At 65.1% G+C, this 23,908-nt stretch carries 19 protein-coding genes and 1 pseudogene; 12 read left to right on the top strand and 8 right to left on the bottom strand.

What is annotated here, in order from left to right; translation table 11 throughout:
• Positions 1-59: 59 nt before the first annotated feature.
• Positions 60-1,034 carry a sulfotransferase family protein gene (locus RVY76_RS18375; RefSeq protein ID WP_317378021.1) on the bottom strand — a complete coding sequence of 325 codons (975 nt, stop codon included), beginning with the start codon at positions 1,032-1,034 and terminating at the stop codon, positions 60-62.
• A gap of 68 nt (positions 1,035-1,102) precedes the next feature.
• Complete coding sequence (locus RVY76_RS18370) at positions 1,103-2,716, bottom strand: glycosyltransferase family A protein (protein ID WP_317378019.1); 1,614 nt, start codon at positions 2,714-2,716, stop codon at positions 1,103-1,105.
• A gap of 336 nt (positions 2,717-3,052) precedes the next feature.
• On the opposite strand from RVY76_RS18370, the gene RVY76_RS18365 reads away from it, so the two are divergent.
• A complete protein-coding gene (locus RVY76_RS18365; RefSeq protein WP_317378017.1) occupies positions 3,053-4,048 on the top strand; it encodes a hypothetical protein in 996 nt (331 codons plus the stop codon).
• 24 nt (positions 4,049-4,072) lie between these two features.
• Here RVY76_RS18365 and RVY76_RS18360 read toward each other — a convergent pair whose 3' ends face one another.
• Together RVY76_RS18360 and RVY76_RS18355 are read right to left on the bottom strand one after the other, a co-directional pair.
• Complete coding sequence (locus RVY76_RS18360; RefSeq protein WP_317378015.1) at positions 4,073-4,384, bottom strand: hypothetical protein; 312 nt, start codon at positions 4,382-4,384, stop codon at positions 4,073-4,075.
• Positions 4,381-7,413, bottom strand: coding sequence for a glycosyltransferase (locus RVY76_RS18355; RefSeq protein WP_317378013.1), 3,033 nt, complete (start codon positions 7,411-7,413; stop codon positions 4,381-4,383). The genes RVY76_RS18360 and RVY76_RS18355 overlap by 4 nt, the downstream gene beginning before the upstream one ends.
• A 307-nt stretch (positions 7,414-7,720) precedes the next feature.
• Between RVY76_RS18355 and RVY76_RS18350 the strand changes: the two genes are divergently transcribed.
• The 3 genes from RVY76_RS18350 (at position 7,721) to RVY76_RS18340 (ending at position 10,571) form a co-directional block, all read left to right on the top strand.
• A complete protein-coding gene (locus RVY76_RS18350; protein WP_317378034.1) occupies positions 7,721-8,680 on the top strand; it encodes a KpsF/GutQ family sugar-phosphate isomerase in 960 nt (319 codons plus the stop codon).
• Positions 8,681-8,773: 93 nt separating this feature from the next.
• Positions 8,774-9,847, top strand: coding sequence for a DUF2793 domain-containing protein (locus RVY76_RS18345; RefSeq protein ID WP_317378011.1), 1,074 nt, complete (start codon positions 8,774-8,776; stop codon positions 9,845-9,847).
• Between the two features lie 274 nt (positions 9,848-10,121).
• The gene (locus RVY76_RS18340; protein ID WP_317378009.1) at positions 10,122-10,571 is read left to right on the top strand and encodes a hypothetical protein; all 450 of its coding nucleotides are present in this window, start codon (positions 10,122-10,124) and stop codon (positions 10,569-10,571) included.
• A 6-nt stretch (positions 10,572-10,577) separates the two neighbouring features.
• On the opposite strand, the gene RVY76_RS18335 is transcribed toward RVY76_RS18340, so the two are convergent.
• Positions 10,578-11,822 (bottom strand): glycosyltransferase family 4 protein, encoded by a 1,245-nt coding sequence (locus RVY76_RS18335; RefSeq protein ID WP_317378007.1) that lies wholly within the window; start codon positions 11,820-11,822, stop codon positions 10,578-10,580.
• 229 nt (positions 11,823-12,051) lie between these two features.
• Here RVY76_RS18335 and RVY76_RS18330 point away from each other — a divergent pair, with 229 nt between their 5' ends.
• The 4 genes from RVY76_RS18330 to kdsA all read left to right on the top strand — a co-directional run bounded on the left by RVY76_RS18330 (position 12,052) and on the right by kdsA (position 15,753).
• The gene (locus RVY76_RS18330; protein ID WP_317378006.1) at positions 12,052-13,227 is read left to right on the top strand and encodes a hypothetical protein; all 1,176 of its coding nucleotides are present in this window, start codon (positions 12,052-12,054) and stop codon (positions 13,225-13,227) included.
• A gap of 71 nt (positions 13,228-13,298) precedes the next feature.
• Entirely contained in the window at positions 13,299-14,045 is a 747-nt protein-coding gene (locus tag RVY76_RS18325) for a hypothetical protein (protein WP_317378004.1), read from the top strand.
• Between the two features lie 80 nt (positions 14,046-14,125).
• Positions 14,126-14,917 (top strand): manno-octulosonate cytidylyltransferase, encoded by a 792-nt coding sequence (locus RVY76_RS18320; RefSeq protein ID WP_317377873.1) that lies wholly within the window; start codon positions 14,126-14,128, stop codon positions 14,915-14,917.
• Entirely contained in the window at positions 14,917-15,753 is an 837-nt protein-coding gene (gene kdsA, locus RVY76_RS18315; RefSeq protein ID WP_317377871.1) for a 3-deoxy-8-phosphooctulonate synthase, read from the top strand. Before RVY76_RS18320 ends, kdsA begins: the two co-directional genes overlap by 1 nt.
• 89 nt (positions 15,754-15,842) lie before the next feature.
• Here kdsA and RVY76_RS18310 read toward each other — a convergent pair.
• Positions 15,843-16,055: pseudogene (locus RVY76_RS18310) on the bottom strand (transposase); the annotation flags it as partial.
• Positions 16,056-16,812: 757 nt separating this feature from the next.
• Between RVY76_RS18310 and RVY76_RS18305 the strand changes: the two are divergent.
• The 4 genes from RVY76_RS18305 to RVY76_RS18290 are packed head-to-tail and all read left to right on the top strand — an operon-like array spanning position 16,813 to position 21,041.
• Complete coding sequence (locus RVY76_RS18305) at positions 16,813-17,268, top strand: spore coat U domain-containing protein (RefSeq protein ID WP_317378002.1); 456 nt, start codon at positions 16,813-16,815, stop codon at positions 17,266-17,268.
• A gap of 12 nt (positions 17,269-17,280) precedes the next feature.
• A complete protein-coding gene (locus RVY76_RS18300) occupies positions 17,281-17,712 on the top strand; it encodes a molecular chaperone (RefSeq protein WP_317378000.1) in 432 nt (143 codons plus the stop codon).
• Positions 17,713-17,724: 12 nt separating this feature from the next.
• Positions 17,725-20,103 (top strand): fimbria/pilus outer membrane usher protein, encoded by a 2,379-nt coding sequence (locus tag RVY76_RS18295; protein ID WP_317377998.1) that lies wholly within the window; start codon positions 17,725-17,727, stop codon positions 20,101-20,103.
• Positions 20,100-21,041 carry a spore coat U domain-containing protein gene (locus RVY76_RS18290; RefSeq protein ID WP_317377996.1) on the top strand — a complete coding sequence of 314 codons (942 nt, stop codon included), beginning with the start codon at positions 20,100-20,102 and terminating at the stop codon, positions 21,039-21,041. Before RVY76_RS18295 ends, RVY76_RS18290 begins: the two co-directional genes overlap by 4 nt.
• A gap of 15 nt (positions 21,042-21,056) precedes the next feature.
• On the opposite strand, the gene RVY76_RS18285 is transcribed toward RVY76_RS18290, so the two are convergent.
• The gene (locus RVY76_RS18285; RefSeq protein ID WP_317377994.1) at positions 21,057-22,379 is read right to left on the bottom strand and encodes a UDP-glucose/GDP-mannose dehydrogenase family protein; all 1,323 of its coding nucleotides are present in this window, start codon (positions 22,377-22,379) and stop codon (positions 21,057-21,059) included.
• Positions 22,380-22,467: 88 nt separating this feature from the next.
• Positions 22,468-23,871 carry a calcium-binding protein gene (locus tag RVY76_RS18280; protein ID WP_317377992.1) on the bottom strand — a complete coding sequence of 468 codons (1,404 nt, stop codon included), beginning with the start codon at positions 23,869-23,871 and terminating at the stop codon, positions 22,468-22,470.
• Positions 23,872-23,908 lie beyond the last annotated feature (37 nt).

Below are 23,908 nucleotides of genomic sequence, written 5' to 3'. Positions count from 1 at the left end.
CATTTTTGGAGTAGCGCAAAAATACCGCCCCCTGCAACCGCATCGCGTGGAAAGAAATCCTAACGGCGCAGGAAACGCCTCAGAAGGGAATGTCGCGCGGGCGGATCCGGAACGGGCACGGGGGCAGGCACCGGAGCCGCGTCGAGCCGCGCCCGCAGGCTCCCGATCGAGCGATGGACCGCCGGGAGGAGGGGCAAGGCGGCGTTGAGCCTGACCTGTTTCGCCGCGAAACCGTTGCCCCAGTCGCCTTGCCTCAGGACGCTGGCCCCCTCGGGCACGATATCGTCATAGAGCGCACGGGCGATCTCGTGCCAGGGGCCCTCGGCCGCATCGCGCGCCACATGCGCCCGGCGCAGGGACGCGTCGAGATGGTGCTTCTCGAACGCGTCGAGCCGTTCGGGATCGGGATCGAGACCCAGATGCGCGGCCGAGGTCTCGATCGTGGCGCGCGGCGCGTCGTAGAGCGCCTCGTGGCGCAGTACCAGGACCGGCTCGGTCCCGATCGAGCGGAGCACGGCATGCATGGTCACGGCCCAGAGCGCGCACATGGATTCGGTGTCGGTGATGACGGGAAATCCGTGCGGCCGGCGCCGGCTGCGCTGGACCTGGCTCAACGCCACCTCGGCGGGCGGACGCAACATCAGGATGTGGCGCGCCTTCCAGCCGAGATCGTCCATCACCGCGCTCCAGAAGGGCAGAAGCGTCGCCATCCGCGGATCCTTGAGCGCGGCGCGCGTCTCGCCCTCGAAGGCGGCGCGCAGGATCCCGGCCGCTTCCTCGCGCCAGGGTCGCAGATCGGGCGCGTCCCAATCGATCCGCGTCGCGTCGAACCCCCAATTGTCCCACGACGCCCCCAGATGGGCGAGCAGGCGATCGTCGAAGGCCACGACGTCGCCATGCTCGAACTCGCCCTTCGGGTTGTCTGGATTGGTGTGGTTCTGGAACCGCCCGAGCGCGCAACCCACATGGGACAGGCCCGCCGTCAGCAGCGAGGTCCCGGAGCGATGTACGCCCAGCACGAATGTCATCTGCATCTTCGAGGCCCCTTCGCGACGATCGGCCCCCTCATAAGGGCGCGGGTGGGCGGGCGGCAAGGCGTGGGTCAGACCATCGCGTCCGGAACGGGGTAGGGACGCTCCTCGGGGCGGCCGGAATTCCACAAGGGTCGGCCGGCCGCGACCTCGCCGAGGTGCCAGCCCGTCCAGGTATGACGATAGATCTGGCGGATCTCCGGCGTGGCCCCGGCTCCAATGGCTCCGGCACCTGACGTGGTGAGCGATCCGCCCCGTCGTCGGCCGAGCGTCAGCACACGGGCCAGACGCGGCGTCGCGGAGGCTCCGTATTCCAGTGTCACGCGCCGGAAGAATTCCCGGTCGGCCCCGATCCTGACGCTATCGAAGAAGCCCAGACGCTCGAAGACCTCGCGGCGCATCATCGTGGAATGAGGACAGCGTTCGACGATCTTGCCGCCGGGCGGGATCTCGATCGTCCCGTCCTCGAAGATCCTGAGCCAGTTCGACGAGGACATCGCCACGTCGGGCCGTTCCGTCATCAACGCCATGTGCGCCGAGAGGTGATCGGGGGTCCAGATGTCATCGGCGTCGCAAAAGGCGACGACATCGCCCCGCGCATGGGCGATGCCGAGATTCTTGGCCAGATACGTGCCACCGTTCAGCGCGGTCGAAAGCGGCCTGATCCGCGCATCGTCTCCGCCGATCGCCGCAATCCGCGCCCCCGTCGCATCGGTCGAGCAATCGTCGACGACAAGAAGCTCCAGGTTCCCCCAAGTCTGCGACAGGATGGACCGGATCGCCGTCTCGACATGAGCCTCGGCGTTGAAAGCCGTCATCACCACGCTCACGAGCGGACCGCCTGCGGTGGGGACCGGACCCGTGGGGGCAAGGCGGATCGTGTCGAACGCTCCGCCATGCATCTCGACCGCCAGGCCCATCTCCGCCAAGACGTTCTTCAAACATTCGGTCCCGCCTGTGCGGATCCGCGCGATATTGGCCAGATATGTACGGGCAAGCAAGCCGCAGCCCGGCCGCTCCTTGATCCTTCCGGCAAGGCTTTCGGCATCGTCGAGATCGCGGCGGGCAAGACAGGTCGCAAGCTCGATCGCGGCCCCGACCTTTCCGGCACGTCCCTCGTCTGCGCCGTGGCGGTTCAGAAGGGCACAAGCCGCCGATGGATCTTCGGCCGCGAGGATCCGTGCCTCCTGCACCACACGCCCGATGGCGTCTGTATCACGGCGCCGGGCAAGCGCGAGGGCCCCGGCAATGTCGCCGAGTTTGAACCGCGCCTGCGCGAGATCGACGAGCGCGGAGTCGCGCAGCGCGGGACCGAGAGCATCCGGCTCGGAGAGAAGCGCCTCGAGGTCTCCGGCGGCGCGCCGGAAATCCTGACAATGCAGCGCATGGGCCGCGAGCGCAGCGTGTCCGGCCCGCCGCACGGCCATATCGTGCGAAGCCCGCAGACGGAGCACCGCGCGCAGGGTCGGACGATCGAGAAAACGCGGCAGAACCGAAAGCACAAGATCCGTCAGCGCGGCCGGGTCGCGCCCCCGCGCCAGCCGCGCGACCGCCCGATCCATCGCACGCCCCGCCCGGTCCGGGTCGGTCCGCCAGAGCGCGAGGGCACGCACCAGATCGACAGGATCGTCGGCAAAGATCCTGCGTCGCAACGCGTGCATGACGCGCGACAGATTGTGCCTCACCTCTTGTCACCTCCTGAATACATGAGTTGCGCTTCCGTCACGCACTTTTGGAGGGTGGTACCGATCATGCGGCTGATCCTAGCTCTGCCACGCAGGATGCCGCAAGCCAGTCACCCCTGCTTGCGCCGGAACCGCCGTCTGGTATGAGTATCGGCAAAAGAGAAAGGGGTTGGAGTTGCTTGCTGCGGCTCCCGATATCAATCTCGCGGAGTTTTGTGCAGCCTGGATCTGGTGGCGGACGGGAATACCGTCGCGACGGTATCGGCACCGCCCCGCGAACATCAATGCGACGTCCCCCGAAGGGCCCGTTCGCTTGAAACGCAATCTGGAAACCCGATGCCCGAACCACGAAAGAACGCGCCGGAGGGGTATCCCCGCCTCAAGGTTTTTCATGCCGATCGGGATTTCCGTATCCTCGTCTTCCACGACGGCATCGACGCGATCCCGAGCCTTGCCGCATCGGGTCTTCTGACAGGGTCGATCTGCTATTTCACGTTTTCCTGGCATGTCTCGGAAAAGAGCCTCGATCACATCGCCAAGCGTATCTCGGAAGCGAATGACGCGCTCGGCAACGCGGAGGAGGCCCTTCGCCATGTTCGTTTCCTACTCAATTCGCGGGACGAATTTGACCGGGCCAGAACGCGATTTCCCGAGGAAACCTGCGTCTTCTTCAACAATGCCGCGCTTCTGAACGAACGGCATTTCCAGCTGAGCTCCGGGGCCAAGGAATTCGACGCCATCTACAATGCCCGTGCCAACGATTTCAAACGCCATCGCCTGACGCGGGAGGTCGGGAACAAGGCCTTCCTGTGCTACGACTGGAAATGGGCCGATCTGGACCTTCGTGAGCTTTCGCCGCGCGAGATCTTCCGCAACGTGAAAGGGCTCGAGGTCGCGGATATCGTGGGGCGGGGGCGAACCGGGCTGATCCTCTCGGCGGAGGAAGGCGCGTGCTACGCGTCGCTCGAATACTTGCTCTGCGGTCTTCCTGTGATCAGCACGCCGTCGATCGGCGGTCGGGACGAATTCTATACCCCACAGAACTCCATCATCTGCGACCCCTCGCCGGAAGCCGTCGCGCAGGCGGTCAAGACCGCCCTGTCGAAGCTCGACGATACCGTCTTCGACCCCGCGCGGATCCGGGCGGACGCGCTTGCCCGGATGGCTTGGTTTCGCGAAAATCTCGCCCGAGACATTTCAGCGTCGACCCGGCTTTTCGGCTTCGAGCCCCCGTCCCCCGACGAGCTGCACCGCAAGATCCTCCAGACGAACAAGCTCTGGCGCTATCGCAACATGCGCACGAAATCGGTCGACGAGTTCAAACCGGCCTGAGATCGCTCGGACGAGATCCGCGTCTCAGCCCCGAAGGCGCAACGCGACCGCGCGCAGCGGCGCGGTAAGGCGCCAACTCGTGCTGCGACGGATGGCGTCGGCCTCGGCGCGGGCCTCTGCCGTTTCGGCCTGCAGGCGGGCGGCCTCCTCCTGAAGGGCCGCGATGCGCAGGCGCGCCTCGGCCAGCGATCCGTCGAGCTCGGCGCGGATCGTCTCGCGCAGGCGGGCCATCTCGGCGCGCGTCTCGATCAGGCGCGCTTCGGCGGCGGCGGCGGCCTTCGCGGCCTCGGCTGCGATCAGCGCGGCATCGGCTTGCGTCGCGTCCTCTCGTGTCATGGCGACGTCTCCTCGTTTCTGGCCGCGTCGTCCCCGAGAAGGAGCGGCGTGATGTCTTCCCAGCCGAGCGCACGGGCCGTGTCGAAGGCGGCGCGGCCCATCTCGGGGCCTTCGCCGGCCTCGACCCGACCAAGGATCGTCTCCATCGCGCCGACGAGGGCGAGCAGGCCGTCCTCGGGGCGATAGAGCGCGCCGGCGCGATCATCGGCGAGCACTTCGCGCGTCATCGCGCTTTCGGGCACGATCGCGGGCACACCAAAGCTCAGCGACAGAAGCAGCGATCCCGATGTCAGGATCCGCGTATAGGGAAAGACGGCGAGATCGGCGGCGCGGAAGAAGACCTGCAGCTCCATTTCGTCGATGAAGCGGTTGGCGACGGTGATGCGCGCACGCTCGGCCTCGCTCAGACCCGCGCCGTCGAGGAGGGGGGCGACGGGCCGGCTTCCCGCGATGACGAGCCGCGCGCGCGGGCGGCGGGGGAGAATCTCGCGGAAGGCCGCGAGAAGCGCGTCGAGGCCCTTGTAGGGACGGATCTGCCCGATGAAGAGGATTACCTCGTCATCCGCGTCGATGCCAAGCTCGGTGCGCGCGCGGTCGCGGGTGACGAAGTCCGGATAAGTCCCGACATAGGTGCCGTGACGGGCGATGCGGACCTTCTCGCGAGGGAGAGGAAAGGAGGCCTCGATCTCGGGAATGGAGCCTTCGCAATGCAGATGCACCGCATCGGCAAGCTCCAGCACCTCGCGCGACAGGTTCGCCTCTATCCGCAGGAAGGGCAGGTCGTGCGAGAGCGTGTTGTGGATCGTCCAGACGACTCGGCCGCCCATGAACTTGAAGCGGCGCAGCTTGGTCAGGAAATCCTGCGCGGCGCGGGCCGCTCCGGCGACATTGGTGGCCTCGACGAAGACCTTGTTGAGCCAGTGGAGATGGAAGACGGCCGTCCCGGCATCCTCCTCGGTGCGCCCCCCCATGGCCTGCAACGCTTCGTCGATGCTGCCGCCGATACATTCCACACGTTCGGATGCGCGGGCGTAGAGCAGTCTCTGATAGGGGTTCGTGCGGCTGTAATCGGGCCAGAAATAGACCCGGTCGGGACAATCGCCGCGTCGATAGGAGATGGCGCGGGGCTTTTCCGGATCGGGGACGTAGCCTTTCCAGAACCGACCGATCCCCATCCGCTCGAGCGCCTGTTCCTGCACGGCATAGGTATTGGCGGTCTGGAAATGCTCGTTCACATGCGACGTGTTCTCGCCGTGCCAGCGGCGCTGATAGAGGACCTCGTCGACATGGTGGAAGGCCGTGATCTCCGACAGCTTGAGGAACATGTCGTAATCGACCGCATTCGCGATGTCCTCGCGAAAGCCGCTCGTCCGCTCCCAGGCCTGGCGGCGGAACATGCGGAAGTGATGCACGATCGAGGTCGTCAGCATCTTCTTGCGGCTGAAATTCAGGTGGCTGTATTCCTTGCCGATAAGATACCCGTTCTCGTCGATCCGCTCGCACGAGCCATAGACGCATCCGACCCAGGGGTTGTTGTCGAGATAGGTGGCAAGCCTGCGTATCGCGCCGGGCTTCAGCCTGTCGTCGGAATCGAGCTGTCCGATATAGCTTCCCCGCGCCATGCCGATCGCACGGTTCGAGGCATGGCCGATCCCGCCGTTTGGCCCCGTCGCGTAGCGCACGCGCGGATCGCCGTCATAGCGGGCGAGCACCTCGAGTGTCGCGTCCGGCGATCCGTCATCGGCCACGCAGACCTCGAGATCGTCGTAATCCTGCTCCAGAACGCTGTCGATGGCCGCCTGGAGATATCGCGCGGCACGATAGGCGGGGATGTAGATGCTGACGCGCGGGGTCTCGAACCGGCCGGCCGCACCGCGAATGGCCGGATGCGGGCAGAGCGCGCGCAGGAGGGCCGCATCGGCCGCGGGCGGATCGCCGCCCGTGTCGAACTCGGCCCGCACGGCAAGTGGCAGGAAATAGGCCCCCGCATCGTGGGCACGGGCCGCCAGATATGCCGCGGCCCCGCCCGGAGTGGAAAACCGTGGATCGAAGCCGCCGGCCTTGCGGAAGAGCCCGGCATCGAGAGCGAAGGACAAGCCACGGATGTCGGAAAAGGCGTCGGGGCGGTCCGCCCAGGCGGGCAGCATCAAGCGATCCGACAGGACGCCGGGCAAGACGCCGTCCCGATCCGGACCGGCGGGGCAGAGGGTGCCGAACGGGCGCAGCACCAGACAAGCCTGCCCCGACAGCGCGACGTATCGAACGACCCGCTCAAGGGCGAGCGTGTCTTCGAGTACGGCGAGGGGCGCGAAGCAGACGATATCCGTCTCCTCGGCAAGCCGCCGCATCTGTTGGGCCGGATCTTCGGCGAAAACCGACCCTGCGAGCCAATCGGTCGGGACGGGCAGGGCGGCGCCGTGCAGCGCCTCGGGTGCCGAGACGCAGAGCGTGAGCCCGTGCGCGAGGGCCGGGGCTCTCTCGCGGCATTGCGCCAAGGCACGTTCGAGCTGCGAGAGATCCTCCGCGCCTTCGAGCGTCACGACGAGGCGCATCCGCAGCCCCGGCAGGGGCCCCGCGAACCCGCCCGACCGGCTCGCATCGACGAGGAAGGAGAAATCGTTGGCATTGCCGGTTATCCCCGGCAGGATCAGGTCCGACGGAAAGCGTCCCGGGCGCCGCTTCAGGTCGCGGGTCTGGCGCAGCTTCGGCTGGATCGTCTTGCCGGGTCGCGCACGGAGATAATCCGAGGGGCGTTCGATCCGATCGCCACCCGCCCGAGCCAGCGCCTCGCCCACGATCCTGCGAGCAGCGGCGATGGCTTCCGCGCCCACGCTTTCGGAACGACGGATGGCTTCGAGCTGGTTCCAGGCCCGGTCCGGCGTGCCCTCGGCCAGAAGACGCATGACCACCTCGAGATGCGCCCAGTGGTTGCGCGGCGAGATGGGGAGGCCGTCGGTCGAGACGCCTGGCGGATCTGACTGGCCCTTCACCTCATGCTCCCTCTCGACTTCGAGGATACCCGGGGACATTGGATCCGGTTTCCGGCCGGACCGTTCGCGCTCGTTCGTCGACGCGTTTGTCCGAGGCTTCTGATAATTCGGGTGCGAGAGAAGTTGCAAGGGCGGCCGACGACGAAGGGACGGGCGCTCCCGCACCGGGCCGGAAGCGTACCGGGATGTGTCCGATCCCGGCGGGACGCCCTAGACCCCGGAGGCAAGCACGTGCGAAACGCGATTCTACCGCCCGTTGATCTCGAATACCGGCATGAACCGGACCGTCCGGGCACCATCAGAAGGAGCATCGATCGTGGACAATAGGGTCGCGGAAACGGACGTGATGAGCGATCAAAGGCTGGAGGCGCTCGGGCGGGAGGTCCTCGAGACCGAAGCGCGCGCGCTCGACGCGCTCGGCGCGGAACTGCCCGCCGATTTCGCACCGGCGATCAGGGCGATCAGGGCCGCCTCGGGTGGCGTGATCGTCTCGGGGATCGGCAAATCCGGCCATATCGGACGCAAGATAAGCGCAACTTTCGCCTCTACCGGAACGCCGTCGTATTTCGTCCATCCCTCGGAGGCGAGCCACGGTGATCTGGGCATGATCGGGGCAAAGGACATCTGCCTGTTGATCTCGAATTCCGGCGAGACGACCGAACTCGGCGACATCATCGCCTATTGCACGCGGTTCTCCATTCCCATGATCGGTATCTCGAGCGCACCCGACAGCACCCTGATGCGTGCGGCGACCTTCCGGCTGACGCTCGCCGCAGCCCCGGAAGCCTGTCCAATGAGGCTTGCACCCACGACGTCGACGACGCAGGCGCTGGCCCTCGGGGACGCGTTGGCCGTGACGCTGATGGAGATGCGCCAGTTTCGGGCGGACAATTTCGCCGTGTTCCACCCCGGCGGCAAGCTCGGCGCCCAGCTCGCGCGTGTGAGCGCGCTGATGCATGGCGAACGCGCCTTGCCGCTCGTGGACGAAACGACACCAATGGCCGAAACGCTGCTCGCCATGACCTCGGGCGGCTTCGGCATCGCTGCGGTTGTCGACGGGTCGCGTCGATTGTCGGGCGTCGTGACAGACGGTGACCTGCGGCGCCACATGGACGGATTGATGGCGCACCGGGCCGGCGAGGTGGCGAGCCGAAACCCGGCCACCGTCCGCGCCGATACCCTGGCTGCAGAGGCGTTGGCGCTTTTGCAGGAGCGCAAGATCTCGGCTCTGATGGTGATCGACGACGATGTGCGGCCGATCGGCGTTCTGCATATCCACGATCTGCTAAGAGCGGGTGTCGTCTGAGGCGTAACGCATGGCCTTTACGGCCCGTACGATCCGATCACGCAATGCTAAAGACAGGAGGGTCTGTTCGGCGCAAAGATGCGAGGATCCCTGATGTCGAACTCTCCCAACCTGTCGATACCCTACATACAGCCATCGCAGGCGCAAAAGCACATCACCCACAACCTCGCGATCGAGCTTCTCGACGCACTGGTACATCTGAGCCTGACGACCCTCGATGCGACGACACCCCCTGCAGATCCGTTCGAGGGTCAGGTCGTTGCCGTGGGCTCTGGTGCGACCGGTATCTTCGAGGGGGAGGATGGCAAGATCGCCTATCGTTCGAACGGGGCGTGGTTGTTCGTGCCGCCGCGCAACGGTTTCAAGGCGTGGGTCGAAAGCCGAGGCGCCTTCTATGTCTTTCAGGACAGCAGCTGGCGGCTTCTGCTGGCGGTCGGTGCGGACACGGCCGACGGGCTCGGCCTGAACGCAAGCTGGGATGCCGAGAACCGGCTGAGCGTGGCGTCGTCCGGCACGCTCCTAAGCCATGAGGGGGCGGGGCACCGGCTGAAGATCAACAAGTCCGCCGCCCCGGAGACGGCGAGCCTCCTGTTCCAGACCGGCTTTTCGGGCCGCGCCGAGATGGGGATTGCAGGCGACGACGATTTCTCGATCAAGGTGAGCGCGGACGGAGAGAGTTGGGCCACAGCGCTCCGGGTCGACGGGTCCAGCGGCGAGACGTCGATGGACCGGCTTTCGGCGGCGGCGATCACCGGCGAGGCGGTGCAGGCGTCACCCGAGGATACCACCCCCGGCCGCCTCATGCGCGCCGATTGGGGCTATGGCCCTGGCAATGTGGTGGGACCGGTCTCAATGGCGAACGGTCATCCATCGGGTGCGGTGGTCGAAAGCGCACATAACGTCAACGACAGCTATACTCGTTTCGCAGATGGCACACAGATCGTGAGCCTGCGCCTGACCTCCCATACGTCAGGACAACGAACCTATAATCTGCCACAGGCATTTTCTGAGGTGCCTTACGTGATCGGCACGGCGCACGAGGCCTCGCCGCGCGTGGTCGTTGTGAACAAAATAACGGTAAACTCGGTGACGTTCGACGCCTGGACGCTATCGGGGAGCCGCATTTCCACGAACGTCAATCTCTGTCTTTTCGGTCGTTGGGGATGACACTGCCGACGCCGACCCTTGCGAGTTTGCAAGACTGTCGTGAAATGATACCGCGTATTCGACCACAAGAGAGGCCAAGATTATCGAAGTTATAGATACAGGCCGCAGGAACAGAATTGACGTTCCGAAAGGCAAGGGGCGCATTGTTGTGGCGGGCGACGACAATACCGTTTTCGTCAGCGCATCTTCCCGCATAGATCATCTCGACATTTCCATTCAGGGAGATCGTTCGAACGTCTGGATCGAGGATATGCCAAGCGCAGGACGCGTCAGGATGATCGTGAAGAATGCCGGTGAGGTCCGTATCGGTCGGCGTACGACGATCGAGGAATGTTACCTGCTGGCTGACGGCGCCAAGATCGACATTGGCGAAGATTGCATGATCTCTTTCCAGGTCGCGCTCAGAACGACTGACGCGCATGGCATCTACGACCGCGAGAGCGGTGTGCTGCTGAACCCGCCGGATGATATACGAATTTGCGACCATGTCTGGATCGCACAGGGCGCAATCGTCGGAAAAGGGTCGGTCATAGGCAAGGATTGCGTCGTCGGTGGGCGCTCGTATCTCAACAAGAAGACTTTTGCTCCCGGATGCCTTATTGCAGGTGCCCCTCCGACGGTCCTACGAGAAAACATCGTCTGGGACCGGCGGATGACCGACAACCTCTATGCCGAAGATGCCGATGTCGATCCCCACAATCCGATCTTCAGGGAGCGAACCTGAATATGTTCAGTCCTTGGAGCGGACACTCGCGCTGTCGCGGGCGATGGCGCGCCTGATCCGTGCCGCGATCGCCGGCAGCGTTCGGGACACGGGGCGGAAGTCATCCTGCCCCGCCTCTCCAAGATAGGCTACGAGATCTGCATGGGCGGCTTCGGGTGAGAATTCGTCCCGGACGAAGCCCGGGGCTGCGACAGCCGCGGCACGGCGATGGGCGGGAGAGGCTGCAAGTCGCAGGATCGCTCCGGCAAATTCGCTACGGCTTCGCGCCACGGTCAGGCCGGCCTCCTGCGCCGCGTCCAGACCTGCCGCCCCCTCGGGCGTGGTCACGCAGGGCAATCCGGCGGCCAGGGCATCGACGCATTTGATCTTCAGCCCGCCACCCACATAGACCGGATTGATCGCGATATCGGCGTCGCGCAGCGGTGCGTCCAGATCCTCCTGCGGGCCATGAAAGACGACCCCCGGCCAAGACCGCGGATCGGGCCCGTCGGTAAAAGCTCCGCAGACGGTGCCCACTACGTCAAGCTGGAACGCGCCCCCAAGAAGCGGCCAGACCTGCTCCAGGAACCACTCCAGACCGGTGATATTCGGATCCGACCGTCCGCCGATAAAGACCAGCCTGCGGCCCGAACCGATGACCGGCCGCGCTCTGGTCTCAACCGAATAGGGGACGTAGATACCGTTCTCGAGGCCGAAGCGGTTGCGGATGAAAGCCATGTCAGCCCGGCTGATCGCGAGGACGCCATCGAAGGAAGAAAGAATCTCTTTTTCGGTGGGAGCGTCAATCGAGATTGAGGCCTTGAGGCCCGCGCGTTGCAGGCTGACGGTGCGCGCCGACATGACGTCGTGCATATCGAGAATCCGCAACGTCCCTTCCGGACAGGCGTCCGCGATATAGGCAATCCGGAGATATTCGAAGATCACCGCATGGGCCGGACGCTCCTTGAGATAGCTCTCGAGCGCGGCTGTGAAATCGATCACTTCGCCGGTCTTGAAATAGGCCAGCTTCGAAAGCCTGCGCTGATAATCCGGGCGCTGGCCGGTATAGTCCATGTAACTGACGATTTCTGCGCCGCCGGGCAGGTCGAGAGCATCGAAAGCGGCACGTGTCTTCGTGTCGATCGGTCTGAGATAGAAGATGCGGAGCCGGTAGGTGCGCGCCAGATTATGGGCCAGCATCCGAATGCGCGCATGGCTGCCCATCGTCGGCTCCCAAAACCGGATGTCAGTTACGACGACTATCTCTTTCATCGCGCCTCGCTTGCCAGGTCGTCAATTTCCCGCCAGAGCGGTGAGCGGTCAAGCCCAAGGCGGTTGCCGGCCGCAACCACGCCAAAACAACCCCGCGGTGCATGCGATGACAAGCCTTCGACATGCAACCCCATCCATATTTTCGGACGACACCTCTTGGGCCGGTTGTCTCTCCGGGCATGCCCGATATGATCGGCGGATGCTTTCTTGGCAACGTGGATAGTGTGACGTGATCCGAACCGCTCTGCTTCACCGGCATGTCGAGAAACATGGCGCGTCCGTCTCCACATCACCGGACCGTGTCGTCTTCACCGGCGATTTCCTTCGATTGAACGCGGCTGGAACCCGTCCCACGCAGCATCAGAACATCCGCTGGTTGCGCAATATCCTCTCCACGCCGATCGCGATGGCGACCGGGTGCAACAGCTCGGTCTTTTGCTGGAACAGCGGGGCGGTCCGCGACGGATTGTTGGGTGATGCCGATATCAATCGCTTCTACGGCAGTTTCGGCCTGCCGCGCTCGATCCATTCCTGGGCCCGGATCCACGGTATCGACACCCTGCCGCGGCGGATGGAAAGCATGTTGCGGGATGTCTTTCGCGGCTCCCTCGTCGTCGGCTTCGAGATGGCACCGTATCTCTCGACCTTCCTGACGCGCGAAGGCATCCCCTTCGTCAATGTGAGCCTGCATCCGGTCCGTTTTCTCGACGACCTGCTTCTGGGGTTCGCATCGAACCATCCCGCGATACAGGAGGCGATCTTTGGCCACCGTCTCGACGATGCGTCCATCCGGCTGATCGCGGGACTTCAGAAGGCCTCGGCTGCGAGAGGCTTCAATGCGTCCGTCGCCCCCGACAGCGCGCTATTTCTGATGCAGACATGGTACGATCAGTCGCAGCTTCGCGACGGTCGCTTCGTCTCGCCCACCGATTTCCTGGACGAAATCATCTCCTGCGCGGCCGAGCACGAGGAGTTCCTCGTCAAGGAACATCCGCTCGAACCGCACCCCGCGATCTCGACGATGGCCGCCCTCATTCCGAACATGCGCCTCGTCAAAGACAACGTCTACAGCATGCTCGCACTGCCTGAGATCCGCACCGTCGCGACGCTCAGTTCGAGCGTCGGCCTCGAGGCGGAATATTTCGACAAGCAATCGCGATTCTTCCTGCGCGAGCCACTCAAGCTGCGCCGCGAGGCAGAGGACGATCGGGACGGGTATGTCGCGATCCGCGACGCATTTCTGATGCCCGATTTCTGGCGCAAGATCCTCGCCCCTGTCATGCCTGTCTCGCAACCCGACGGCATTACCGTTCCATTCAAACCCAATCGCCTGCGGATCGCGATCCGCGGCTTCTGGGGATTCAACGAGATCGACACAGATATTCCCGTCCGGATGGCCAAATGAGCAAGAGATCCAAGAACGAGACCGACAGTTCAGGACCTGAACTATCAGAACTGCAGGAGCGCGACAGGCGAATGAGCACTGACATGATCGCCGAAACCGAACCTCATCTCGACCTTTCCAAGGTCGGGAACGATGCGGAATTCCTGATGGAGCATCTTGCCAAACGCTACGAGGAAACGCTCCTGCCCCAGATGATGGATGAGGATTTGCCAGCCGGGGTCGAAAGGGGGCTGCGCGTTCTGGTACGGCAACTCGCGCGCGCTCAGGCTGATCTATTCGTGATGAAATCTGCCGTGCTGGGTCGAGACCGGCTTGCCTTGACACAGGACTGGGATTACGTCGATCCACTTCGTGCGCAGTTCGACGCGCTCGGCACGGACATGGCGGCAATGGGGCCGGCCGCCTTCGGCACATACGTGCTGAAACCCGACGAGTCGATGTTGGGATTCGGTTGGCACGAGACCGAACAGAAGGGCAGTTCGAGCTGGCGCTGGAGCGGGCCCGCGCGGGAAGCGGGGATCTACCTGCCGAACATCGCCCAAACGCCCTGCAAGCTGGTCCTGGTGTTCGATGTGCTCTCGCGCGACGTCCTTCCGACAGGTGACTTTCTGACCGTGGATGGAGCCCCGGTGGCCCACGAACTAACGTGGTCCGGTGATCTGTCGGGAAGGATCGCGATCGACCTTGCCAGCGATAGCCCGTCCTTCCTTCTGGGCATCAGCCTCGCGCGAACGGTCTCGCCGGAAAAGCTGGGGATCGGGCAGGACAAGCGGCCGCTTGGGCTTTGCCTCAGGCGCATTCGTTTCGAAGTGGCCTAGAACGGGCCGCCTTTTGCTGTCCACGGTTTACCGTCTTTGGCATTGACGGTAGGTCGGGTTTGAACTTCTGGGAGAGCGGCATGAAGACGGTGATCCTGATCCCGGCGCGGTATGCGTCGACGCGCTATCCCGGCAAGCCGCTGGCGGAGATCGAACTGCCCGACGGCACGCGGCGCAGCCTCATCCGGCTGAGCTGGGACGCGGCGCAGGCCGTCGAGGGTGTCTCGGATGTGCATGTCGTGACCGACGACGAGCGCATCGCCGAGCATGTCCGCGGCTTCGGCGGCGATGTCATCATGACCTCCGAGACCGCGCGCAACGGCACCGAGCGTTGCGCCGAGGCGCTCACGGCGGGCGGGATCGAGGCCGACCTGATCGTGAACCTGCAGGGCGACGCGCTGCTGACGCCGCCCTGGTTCATCGAGGACCTGATGGCGGCGATGGAGCGCGATGCCGAAGCCCAGGTCGCGACGCCCGTCCTGCGCTGCGATCGGACGAGCTACGACCATTTCCGCGAGGATCGCGCGGCGGGCCGCGTGGGCGGCACCACGGCGGTGATGGATGCGAAGGGCCACGCGCTCTATTTCTCGAAGGAAGTGATCCCCTATATCGATCCCGGCAAGCTGCCCGACCCGATCCCGGTCTTCCACCATGTGGGGGTCTATGCCTACCGCCCCGGAACGCTCGCCGCCTATACCGGCTGGGCCCCCGGCACGCTCGAGACGCTCGAAGGGCTCGAACAGCTGAGATTCCTCGAGAACGGCACGGCCGTCGCCTGCGTCGAGGTCGAGGGGCGCGGCCGCGTCTTCTGGGAGCTCAACAACCCCGAGGACCGCCCCCGCATCGAGGCCGCGCTGAGGGAGCTTTCGTGATGGACTTCATCGAGACGCGGATCGTCGAGATCGGCGACATCGCAGTGGGCGGGCGGGAGCCGTTCGCGCTCATCACCGGGCCCTGCCAGCTCGAAAGCCTCGATCACGCACGCATGATGGCCGAACGCATCGCCGAGGCCTGCGCGCCCACCGGCACGCGCTTCGTCTTCAAGGCGAGCTACGACAAGGCCAACCGCTCGTCGCTGGGATCGACGCGCGGGCTCGGCCTCGAGGAGGGGCTGGGGATCCTGTCGAAGATCCGCGCCGAATTCAGCTGCCCCACGCTCACCGACGTGCACCTGCCCGAGCATTGCGCCCCCGCGGCCGAGGCCTGCGACGTGATCCAGATCCCGGCCTTCCTCTGCCGCCAGACCGATCTCCTTCTCGCCGCCGGAGAAACGGGTGCCGCGATCAATGTGAAGAAGGGCCAGTTCCTGGCCCCCTGGGACATGGAAAACGTCGCGGCCAAGATCGCGTCCACAGGCAACGAGCGGATCCTGCTCTGCGACCGCGGCACGTCCTTCGGCTACAACACGCTGGTCAGCGATTTCCGCGGTCTGCCGGTGATGGCGCGGACGGGATACCCGGTCGTCTTCGACGCCACCCATTCGGTGCAGCAGCCGGGCGGGCAGGGCGCGACCTCCGGAGGACAGCGCGAATTCGCGCCGGTGCTGGCACGGGCGGCCTGTGCCGTCGGGGTCTCGGCGCTCTTCATCGAGACGCACGAGGATCCCGACCGCGCGCCCTCGGACGGGCCCAACATGATCCCCGTCGACCGGATGGAAGCCCTGATCGGGCACCTCAGGGCCTTCGACGATCTCGCCAAAGCCAGATAAAATTACCCCCGCTCCAGGCATCTAGCTTAGTGCCAAGACCAGTCATGCACCAAGACTGAAACCGGACCACCCGATAGGAGCAGACCCCAACCAAGGTATCTGGCCGCGCGCAGGGCGTCGTTTTGTGCTATGGCTCCAACAACGATGGTCTTTCAGGGCTTCGCGTTCTTTCGGGGCGGAATGGGCTCCGCGTTCGGCGATCGCATCGTGCACTTGCGGATGTCGTAGGCACCGTCGGCGATCACCGAACCGATCTCTTCGTCAAAAGGTATCTAGTTGAGCAGATCGGGTAAAACGGTCGCGCTACGCTTGAGCCATGTATGTATGCCCCCTTGGCAAAACCTTCGCTTGATCCGGCATCTGGCTGGTCATGACTCTGTATCCGGCGTCCAGTATGCAGCGATCTGCCAGCTGCATGCCCTGATGGAAATCAGCCGGTCGCGTCCCGATCAATAGCGAATGGCACCCTTCGAACCTGTTCGTAACCGTTGAGCAGAAAAGCAATCGCATTGGCGTACGGACCTTGTTGAGCAGACTGCCGGGTTCTGACTGGTTGCTCGGCTACGGTTTCGACTGATCTGGGTAGGGTTGGAACAAGAGGAGACACACCTGCAGCCCGGGCCAAAACGAACGCAAGGCTACCGTCGAATACGATAGTCGCGGGTACGATCGGCGGAGCCGGGTCCAAAGCCCAGAAGATCAGTGCAAGACAGCCGACCCGGCCAGGTAGTTGCAGTGTCCGCAAGCATGGTTCTCTCTATTTATTACATAATGCAAATTCTCCGCTGGATTGCCATAACATTGGCTCTCCCCTTTATCTGTCTCGGGAAGGCTGCAGTTTTACGAACGTTTCGAAAGGCTGCAAAACTATCCGGAACGGAATTTCCCGCTTCAAGATCACAGCCATCTCGGGAAGGCTTTCCGGACCACCCGAGGTCTTTAAACGGATATTAACCGCTTTGGGCGATCTTACGTGCGGAAACTCGCGATCATGGAGGTGAAATGATCCAGTCCCGTCCCCTTTCAGCGAAACCGTCTATCTTCGCAAAAAGCGCGATCGTGGCATTTCACGCGCTCCTGATCGGCAGCATCTCGGCTTCGGCGCAGACGTCGGAGCTGACCGTGACGGCGGTCGTCGCGAACGAATGCACGATCAACGCGACCACTCTCGATTTCGCGAACCTCAATCTCGGAGCATCGACGACCGAGCAGAGCCCCGGCCTCGTCGAGGTCGTCTGCACGGCGGCGAGCCCTGTCACCGTGACGGTCGACGGTGGCGACAACCAAGCGACCGGCGTTCGTCGGATGAGCAACGGAAGCGGTGGCTTCGTTCCCTACAGCATCTTCACCGGCATCGGCCGGGCCACGCCCATCGGGATCGGCGGAACCATCCTCTCCGATACCCTGGCCAGCGCCACGCCACGCAATCTCCTGATCTATGGCCTGGTTCCGGGCAGCACCGTCTATCCCGCCGGGAGCTACAGCGATACACTGACCGTAACGCTCAGCTACTAGGAAGGGGGGTCCATGCCCTTTTCGATGCAGATCGTCCCGGCCGCCCTGGCGCTATTCACGCTTTTCGCGGCACCGCTCCACGCGGCCGCGATCTCGGTCATGCCCACCCGGCTCGAGATCCCCGCGGGTTCGACACAGACGACCATGACAATTCGCGCCGGCCGCGACGAAGGAGTGGCCGTCCAGATCCGGGTCTTCGCCTGGGCCGAAGGCCAGCCCCCGACGCAGATCTCGCCCACCAACGCCGTCGCGGTGAGCCCGCCCATCGCGCAGATCGGCCGTCGGCAGGAACTGACCGTGCGGATCGTGCGTACCGCACGGAGCGCGGTCCGGGGTCGCGAATGCTACCGCGTCCTGGTCGACACCTTGCCCACCCAGGCCGAAGGGTCAGGACGGATCGCACTCAGGATGCGCCACTCCGTTCCGCTCTGTTTCAATGGCTGACGCACGGCAAGGATGATGTCCTTCCGCCACACGCAGAACGTGGAGCGGCGGAGAGGAAGTCGGATCCCGGGCCCACTGTCGCTTCTGGCAGCCCTCTTTCTCGGGTTGGCCGGGCCCGGACGGGTATCGGCCCAGCAGATCGATCCGGCCACCGCCGCCACCGCCGATTATTCCCTCTATCTTGAGATCGTCGTGAACGGCCGCAATACCGGTCTCGTCCTCGAGGTGCTGCGCGGGCCGGACGGCCGGTTCGCCATGACCCGCGACGCGCTGGAACAGGTCGGGATCGACGTGACCGGGCTTTCCGGCCAAGAACTCCTGCTTGACGCGATTCCCGGGATCTCCTGGAGCTATGTCGAGGCGACGCAACGTCTTGAGATCCTGGCCGCGCAAGCCCGGCTTCTGCCCGCCCTGCTCTCGCCATCCATCGCCGAACGGCTCGATGCGGAATGGAGCACGGGGGCTGCGATCAACTACGATCTGAACCTGCGCCTCGACGGCGAGACCGGGCGAGCCCTCGGGAACCGCAGTTCGACCATGGGGATCGACGCCTGGATCTTCTCGGGGCCCGCGCGGCTGTCGACGACGGGATTGTTGCGCTTCGGGCTCAAGGAGGGCGACACCACCAGGTTCGACCGTTACGATACCGCGCTCGACATCGACTTTCCCCGCACGGCCCTCTCGGCACGGATCGGCGATACGATCTCGTCGGTGCTGGCCTGGGGTCGACCCGTGCGAATGGCGGGTCTGCAGATCCGGCGCGATTTCGGGTTGCGTCGCGACCTCGTCACGCGACCGCTCCTCTCCTACGAAGGATCGGCCGCTGTGCCGAGCACGATCGACGTGCTGATCGACGATGCACCCGTCTTCTCGACCGTGGCCGAACCCGGACGTTTCCGGCTGGACGAGGTTCCGGTGGTGAGCGGGCCGGGAACGGCGATCGTGTCGATCCAGAACGCGGACGGCACGGTCACCCGCGAGGCGCTTCCGTTCTTCGGGGCGCGTGACCTGCTGCGTCAGGGAATCGTCGACTGGTCGATCGAGATCGGCCGGCCGCGGCTGGGCTTCGGCCTGTCGGAAGGGTCGCGCTACCTGCCCCGGACGATCCTGAGCGGTACCGCGCGCTACGGGCTCACCGACCGCGTCACTCTCGAAGGTCATGCCGCGTCGAGCCGCGACTTCCTGCTCGCGGGCGGGGGCCTCAGCACGATCCTCGGCGGACGGGCCGAGATGACGCTCAATGCAGGCGCGAGCCGGTTCGAGGAACAAGGCGGCCATTTCGGCTATGTCGAATTCTCGGCCTATCCCGTGGGGGACTTGCGCCTCGAAGGCGCCCTCTTCCGCAGCAGCGACGGGTTCACCGACCTGCCCGCCACCATCGATGCGTCCGACGATGCGGTGCCCAGCCGTCCACCGCGACGGCGCGACATCCTGAGCCTGAGCCTGCCCGTGGGCCGCCACGATTTCGGCCTGAGCTACATCCGCTCCGTGGACGAAAGGGTCGAGGCGCGGCGCTACGGCTTCAATTACTCGACCCCCCTGCCCGGCGGCCGCGGGTCGCTGAACCTCAGCGCGAGTCACGACGCGGTGCAGGACGAGACCCGGCTCGCCGTTCTGGCAAGTCTGTCGATCGGCGGCGGCACGTTCCAGGCGGCGGCCTCGGACGAGGGGGAGACCGCCCTGCTCTACAACCGCGCCCGGAAGAACCGGGCGGGGTCTCTCGGCTATGCTCTCGAGGCGGTGCCGACCGGCCCCTCGCGCCGTATTGCAGGGCGAATCCGCACCCGCACAGGCATTGGCGAGGTCGAGCTCTCGGGTCGCGCGGGCGCGCGCTTCTCCTCGCTCGAGGCGAGGTTGCGCGGCGCATTCGCGACGGTCGACCGGAGGATCGCCGTCGGTCAGCCCATCGACCGGGCCTTCGCGATCGTCGAGGGTGGTCGGTCAGGCCTGCCGATCCGGCTGCAGAACCGGGAAGTCGCCGTGACCGGCCCGGCGGGCCGCGCACTCGTCACCGGGCTCGAGCCACAGGCGAGCAACCGGATCTCGATCGATATTCGCGACCTGCCCAGCGACAGCGTCTGGCAGAATTCCGCGGTCGAGGTGGTCCCGGGCCGGCGCACGGGGCACTTCGTCTCGTTCGGCATCGACAGTTGGGACGCGCGCAACCTTGTCACGCTGATCGACGCATCGGGCAGCCCCCTGCCGCTCGGCACGGCGTTCAGCGTCGCGGGGCGGCGCGCCGATCTGGGAGTGGGTTACGACGGGGCGGCCCTGCTGAGCGGGGCGGATATCGGTGCCGAAATTCTGGCCATGCCGCCTTCGGGAACCTGCCGGGCGATCGTCCCGCAGCCCGCCCCCGACGGCCGCGCGGCCGAGGCGATCTGCCGATGACCCCCCGGCATGCCCTTCACCTTCTCCTCGCGGGGCTGTTTCTCGTGCTGGCAGGCACGGCCGAGGCGCAGAGATGCACGGCCTCGATGAGCAACGTCTCCTTCGGCACGGTCACGCTGCGCGCGGGGGCCGCCAACAGCACCTCGGGGAGCTTGCAGATCGACTGCACGGGGCTCGTGCAGAATATCGGCGTCTGCGTCGAATTCGGCTCGGGCGATGGCGGCGCGGCCGCGGGCCTTTCGCCGCGCTACATGAAGAGCGGCAACGGAAGCGCACTTCCCTTCGAATTGCGTCGCGGCGGCAACGGCACGGCGGGCAATATCTGGAGGCAGGAATTCGTCACGGTCTTCGCTCTGCTCGGAGGTCGCGCGACGATGCCCGTCTTCGCCGACATCGTGGCAACGGGGCCCGGGGCAGGAACCAGCACGGGGCCCCATGTCTCGACCTTTTCGGGAGCAACGGGAGCGCGGATCCGCTATGGCGTGTCGAGCTGTGCCGAGACGGGCACCGTGGCACCGATCCCACCTTTTCAGGTCAGCGCCTTCGTCAGCGACAGTTGCGAGGTCGACGCTGCGACACTCGATTTCGGCAGGATCGGCCCCGATGCGCGCGGCGGCGTCGACGCCGCGACCGGCATCACCGTCAGATGCACCCGCGATACCAACTATACCGTCCGGCTCGGCCTCGGGACCGGATCAGGGGCGACGGGACCCGCGGATCGGCGCATGACCGGGCCGCTCGGGGCGCAATTGCGCTACGGACTCTACATGGATGCGGGCCGCAGTCAGCCCTGGGGCGACACGCCCGGCACACTGCCCCCGCGCGTACTGGGCACGGGCAGTTCGCAGACCTTCACGGTCTTCGGCCGCATCTTCGGCGACCAGCCGCTCCGGGCCGGGGCGTATACCGATTCCGTGCTCGTCACCGTCGAATACTGACGCGTAGTTCCGCGGTCAGTCCCGCGCAAAGGGCATGCGGCCAACGCTGTCATAGGCGGTGAACCCCGCCTCGGCCACGTCGTCCGCGGTATAGATGTTGCGCAGATCGCCCATCCGCGGACTGCGCATGGAGCCCGCGATGCGCTTGAGATCGAGTGCGCGGAACTCGTTCCATTCGGTGAGCAGCACCAGAAGATCCGCACCCGCACAGGCGGCGTAAGGGTCATCGTGCCAGTCAACGTTCGGCAGCAATGCCTCGCCCTCGTGGCGGCCCTGCGGATCGACCACCCGCACCTCGGCCCCGCCGCCCACGAGCGCGGGCACGATGGTGAGCGAGGGCGCATCACGCATGTCGTCGGTATTGGGCTTGAAGGTGACGCCCAGCACCGCGATCACCTTGCCGTTGAAGCTGTCGTCGCAGAGGTCGCGCAGCTTGGCGAGCATGCGCCGCTTGGTCTCCTCGTTGACCTCCATCACGGCCTCGGTGATGCGCATGGGGGCCGCGTGCTCCTGCCCCATCCGGGCGAGCGCGCGGGTATCCTTCGGGAAGCACGATCCGCCATAGCCCGGACCCGCATGCAGGAACTTGTTGCCGATGCGTCCGTCGAGCCCCATGCCGCGGCTGACCTGCTTGACGTCGGCACCCACCTTCTCGCAGAGCGCGGCGATCTCGTTGATGAACGTGATCTTGGTCGCAAGGAAGGCATTGGCCGCGTATTTGATCATCTCGGCCGATTCGAGATCGGTTACCATGATCGGAAATTCGCGCAGGAAGAGGGGGCGATAGATCTCGGACATGACCGCCCCTGCCCGCTCGCTCGTGACGCCGACGACAACGCGGTCGGGACGCATGAAGTCGTCTATCGCAGCCCCCTCGCGCAGGAATTCGGGGTTCGAGGCCACGTCGAAATCGAGATCAGGATTGGCCTCGGCCACCACTTCGGCAACGCGCGCGTTTGTGCCCACGGGCACCGTCGACTTGGTGACGATGACGACGTAGCCCTTCGCCTTCCTCGCGACCTCTTCGGCCGCCGCCATGACATAGGTCAGGTCCGCATGGCCATCGCCGCGCCGGGTCGGCGTGCCCACCGCGATGAAGACTGCCTGTACGGCCTCGAGCGCCGCGTCGAGATCCGTGGTGAAGGAGAGTCGTCCCGCCTCGACGTTGCGGGCCATCAGCGGCTCGAGTCCAGGCTCGTAGATCGGGACCTCGCCACGTTCGAGCCGGTCGATCTTGGCCGCATCGCGATCGACGCAGACCACGTCATGGCCGAAATCGGAGAAGCAGACACCCGAGACCAGGCCGACATAGCCCGTTCCGATCACCGCAATACGCATGTCGATGTTCCCTTGTCGTCGACGTTTCCCGCTTCTCGCGCCCGAGCGCCACGGGGGCAAGGACAAAATCCTGTGGTTTTTCCGTGGATCAGATTTCGTCGGTTATGACGCCTGCGAGATCCGAGAGGGCCCCGACACCCACGAGTTCGAGCGACGTGTCGCCGAAATCGAGGACCACGTTGCCCGACCCGTTCACGCTCGCGAAGCGATCCACGACCTGCTCCCCGTCGGAGGCGTTCGAATAAAGATCGGTGTCGAAGGCGAGCCTGTCGCCATCGGGTGCCGAAAAGCCGAGGATCGTATCGTCCCCGTCGCCCGTCGAGAAGGCGAAGACATCCGCGCCGGTCCCGCCGAAGATCAGGTCGTCACCCGACCCGCCGAAGATCGTATCGTCGCCCGCGGCACCGTAGATCGTGTCATGACCCGCATCCCCCAAAAGGATGTCGTCGCCCGTCCCGCCCGCGAGTTCGTCGAAGCCAGCCCCTCCATCGACGGTATCGTCGCCCGCGCCGGCACCGATCCGGTCGTGACCCTCGTTCCCGCCGAGCGTGTCCCGGCCCCGGCCGCCCCAGAGCTCGTCACGTCCGTCCCCGCCGAAGATGGCATCGTCGCCGTCGAAGCCGCCGAGCGTGTCGTCGCCCGCTTCGCCGAGAAGGGAATCGCTGCCGAATGCCCCCCAGAGTTCATCATCGCCATAACCGCCCGCCATAAGGTCGTCGCCGTGGAACCCGCCGAGCGTGTCGTCACCCGCCTGGCCGGCGAGGGTGTCATGGCCCGTCCCGCCCCAGATCTCGTCGCGGCCCGAACCGCCGATGACGGTGTCGTCGCCCGCGCCGCCGCCAAGTGTATCGCCTGTCACATCGACCGGGGTCATACCCTCGCCCGTATCCCCCAGGACATCTCCGGCATCGCTTACGATCAAGTCGTCGTCCGCGCCCCCGAAGATCCTGTCGCCCCCGTAGCTGCCAAGGATCGTATCGTTTCCGCTTCGGCCGAAGAGTTCGCTCTCCCCGCGCCGGCCGCCGAGGATCTCGTCTCCGAAAGCAGAACCGTAGACGATCATGGGGGCGTCGATCCCGGAGAAGAGGTCGCCATTCTCGAAGGATCCCATCGCCAGCGACGTACCGGCATCGCGCGCGTCGATCGTGAGGGGGGCGGTGGAGAAGAGACCTTGAAGGCCCTCGACGCTGCCCGCGACGACCAATGGCCCGAAGCCCTCCACGAACTCGTCCTGGGTCCAGTCGACCTGCGCGATCCGGGCGACAAGCCGACCGTTCAGACGGAATTCCATCCCAGTCAGCCGGTCGAAATCGGTCTCTCCAGAATCTCGGCTGAACCCCTCGCCCAGAAGCGTGACCTCGTAGCCGGTGTCGGGATTCCGGCCTGTCAGCCGAGTGGAGGTGAACGGCCCCGCGGGGACGAGATCACCCCCGTCGCTCGGGATCGCGTCGAAGAGAAACCCGGAATCAGGGCCGAAATACTGGATCAACATGAAAGTCTTTTCCCTTGGGGGCCATGGTCCGAGCGGG

The sequence above is a fragment of the Palleronia sp. LCG004 genome (assembly GCF_032931615.1).
Taxonomy (GTDB): Bacteria; Pseudomonadota; Alphaproteobacteria; order Rhodobacterales; family Rhodobacteraceae; genus Palleronia.
The sequence above is the reverse complement of the archived record's forward strand: the minus strand, read 5'-3'. Positions and strand labels throughout refer to the sequence as shown.

Bases quoted from the DNA above. Each gene is read 5' to 3' on its own strand.
- RVY76_RS18375 (WP_317378021.1), bottom strand. From the start codon at position 1,034: ATGCAGATGACATTCGTGCTGGGCGTACATCGCTCCGGGACCTCGCTG.
- RVY76_RS18365 (WP_317378017.1), top strand. From the start codon at position 3,053: ATGCCCGAACCACGAAAGAACGCGCCGGAGGGGTATCCCCGCCTCAAG.
- RVY76_RS18300 (WP_317378000.1), top strand. From the start codon at position 17,281: ATGCCCTTTTCGATGCAGATCGTCCCGGCCGCCCTGGCGCTATTCACG.
- RVY76_RS18295 (WP_317377998.1), top strand. From the start codon at position 17,725: ATGATGTCCTTCCGCCACACGCAGAACGTGGAGCGGCGGAGAGGAAGT.
- RVY76_RS18345 (WP_317378011.1), top strand. From the start codon at position 8,774: ATGTCGAACTCTCCCAACCTGTCGATACCCTACATACAGCCATCGCAG.
- kdsA (WP_317377871.1), top strand. From the start codon at position 14,917: ATGGACTTCATCGAGACGCGGATCGTCGAGATCGGCGACATCGCAGTG.
- RVY76_RS18350 (WP_317378034.1), top strand. From the start codon at position 7,721: ATGAGCGATCAAAGGCTGGAGGCGCTCGGGCGGGAGGTCCTCGAGACC.
- RVY76_RS18360 (WP_317378015.1), bottom strand. From the start codon at position 4,384: ATGACACGAGAGGACGCGACGCAAGCCGATGCCGCGCTGATCGCAGCC.
- RVY76_RS18325 (WP_317378004.1), top strand. From the start codon at position 13,299: ATGAGCACTGACATGATCGCCGAAACCGAACCTCATCTCGACCTTTCC.
- RVY76_RS18285 (WP_317377994.1), bottom strand. From the start codon at position 22,379: ATGCGTATTGCGGTGATCGGAACGGGCTATGTCGGCCTGGTCTCGGGT.
- RVY76_RS18340 (WP_317378009.1), top strand. From the start codon at position 10,122: ATGATCGTGAAGAATGCCGGTGAGGTCCGTATCGGTCGGCGTACGACG.
- RVY76_RS18290 (WP_317377996.1), top strand. From the start codon at position 20,100: ATGACCCCCCGGCATGCCCTTCACCTTCTCCTCGCGGGGCTGTTTCTC.
- RVY76_RS18280 (WP_317377992.1), bottom strand. From the start codon at position 23,871: ATGTTGATCCAGTATTTCGGCCCTGATTCCGGGTTTCTCTTCGACGCG.
- RVY76_RS18320 (WP_317377873.1), top strand. From the start codon at position 14,126: ATGAAGACGGTGATCCTGATCCCGGCGCGGTATGCGTCGACGCGCTAT.
- RVY76_RS18355 (WP_317378013.1), bottom strand. From the start codon at position 7,413: ATGTCCCCGGGTATCCTCGAAGTCGAGAGGGAGCATGAGGTGAAGGGC.
- RVY76_RS18335 (WP_317378007.1), bottom strand. From the start codon at position 11,822: ATGAAAGAGATAGTCGTCGTAACTGACATCCGGTTTTGGGAGCCGACG.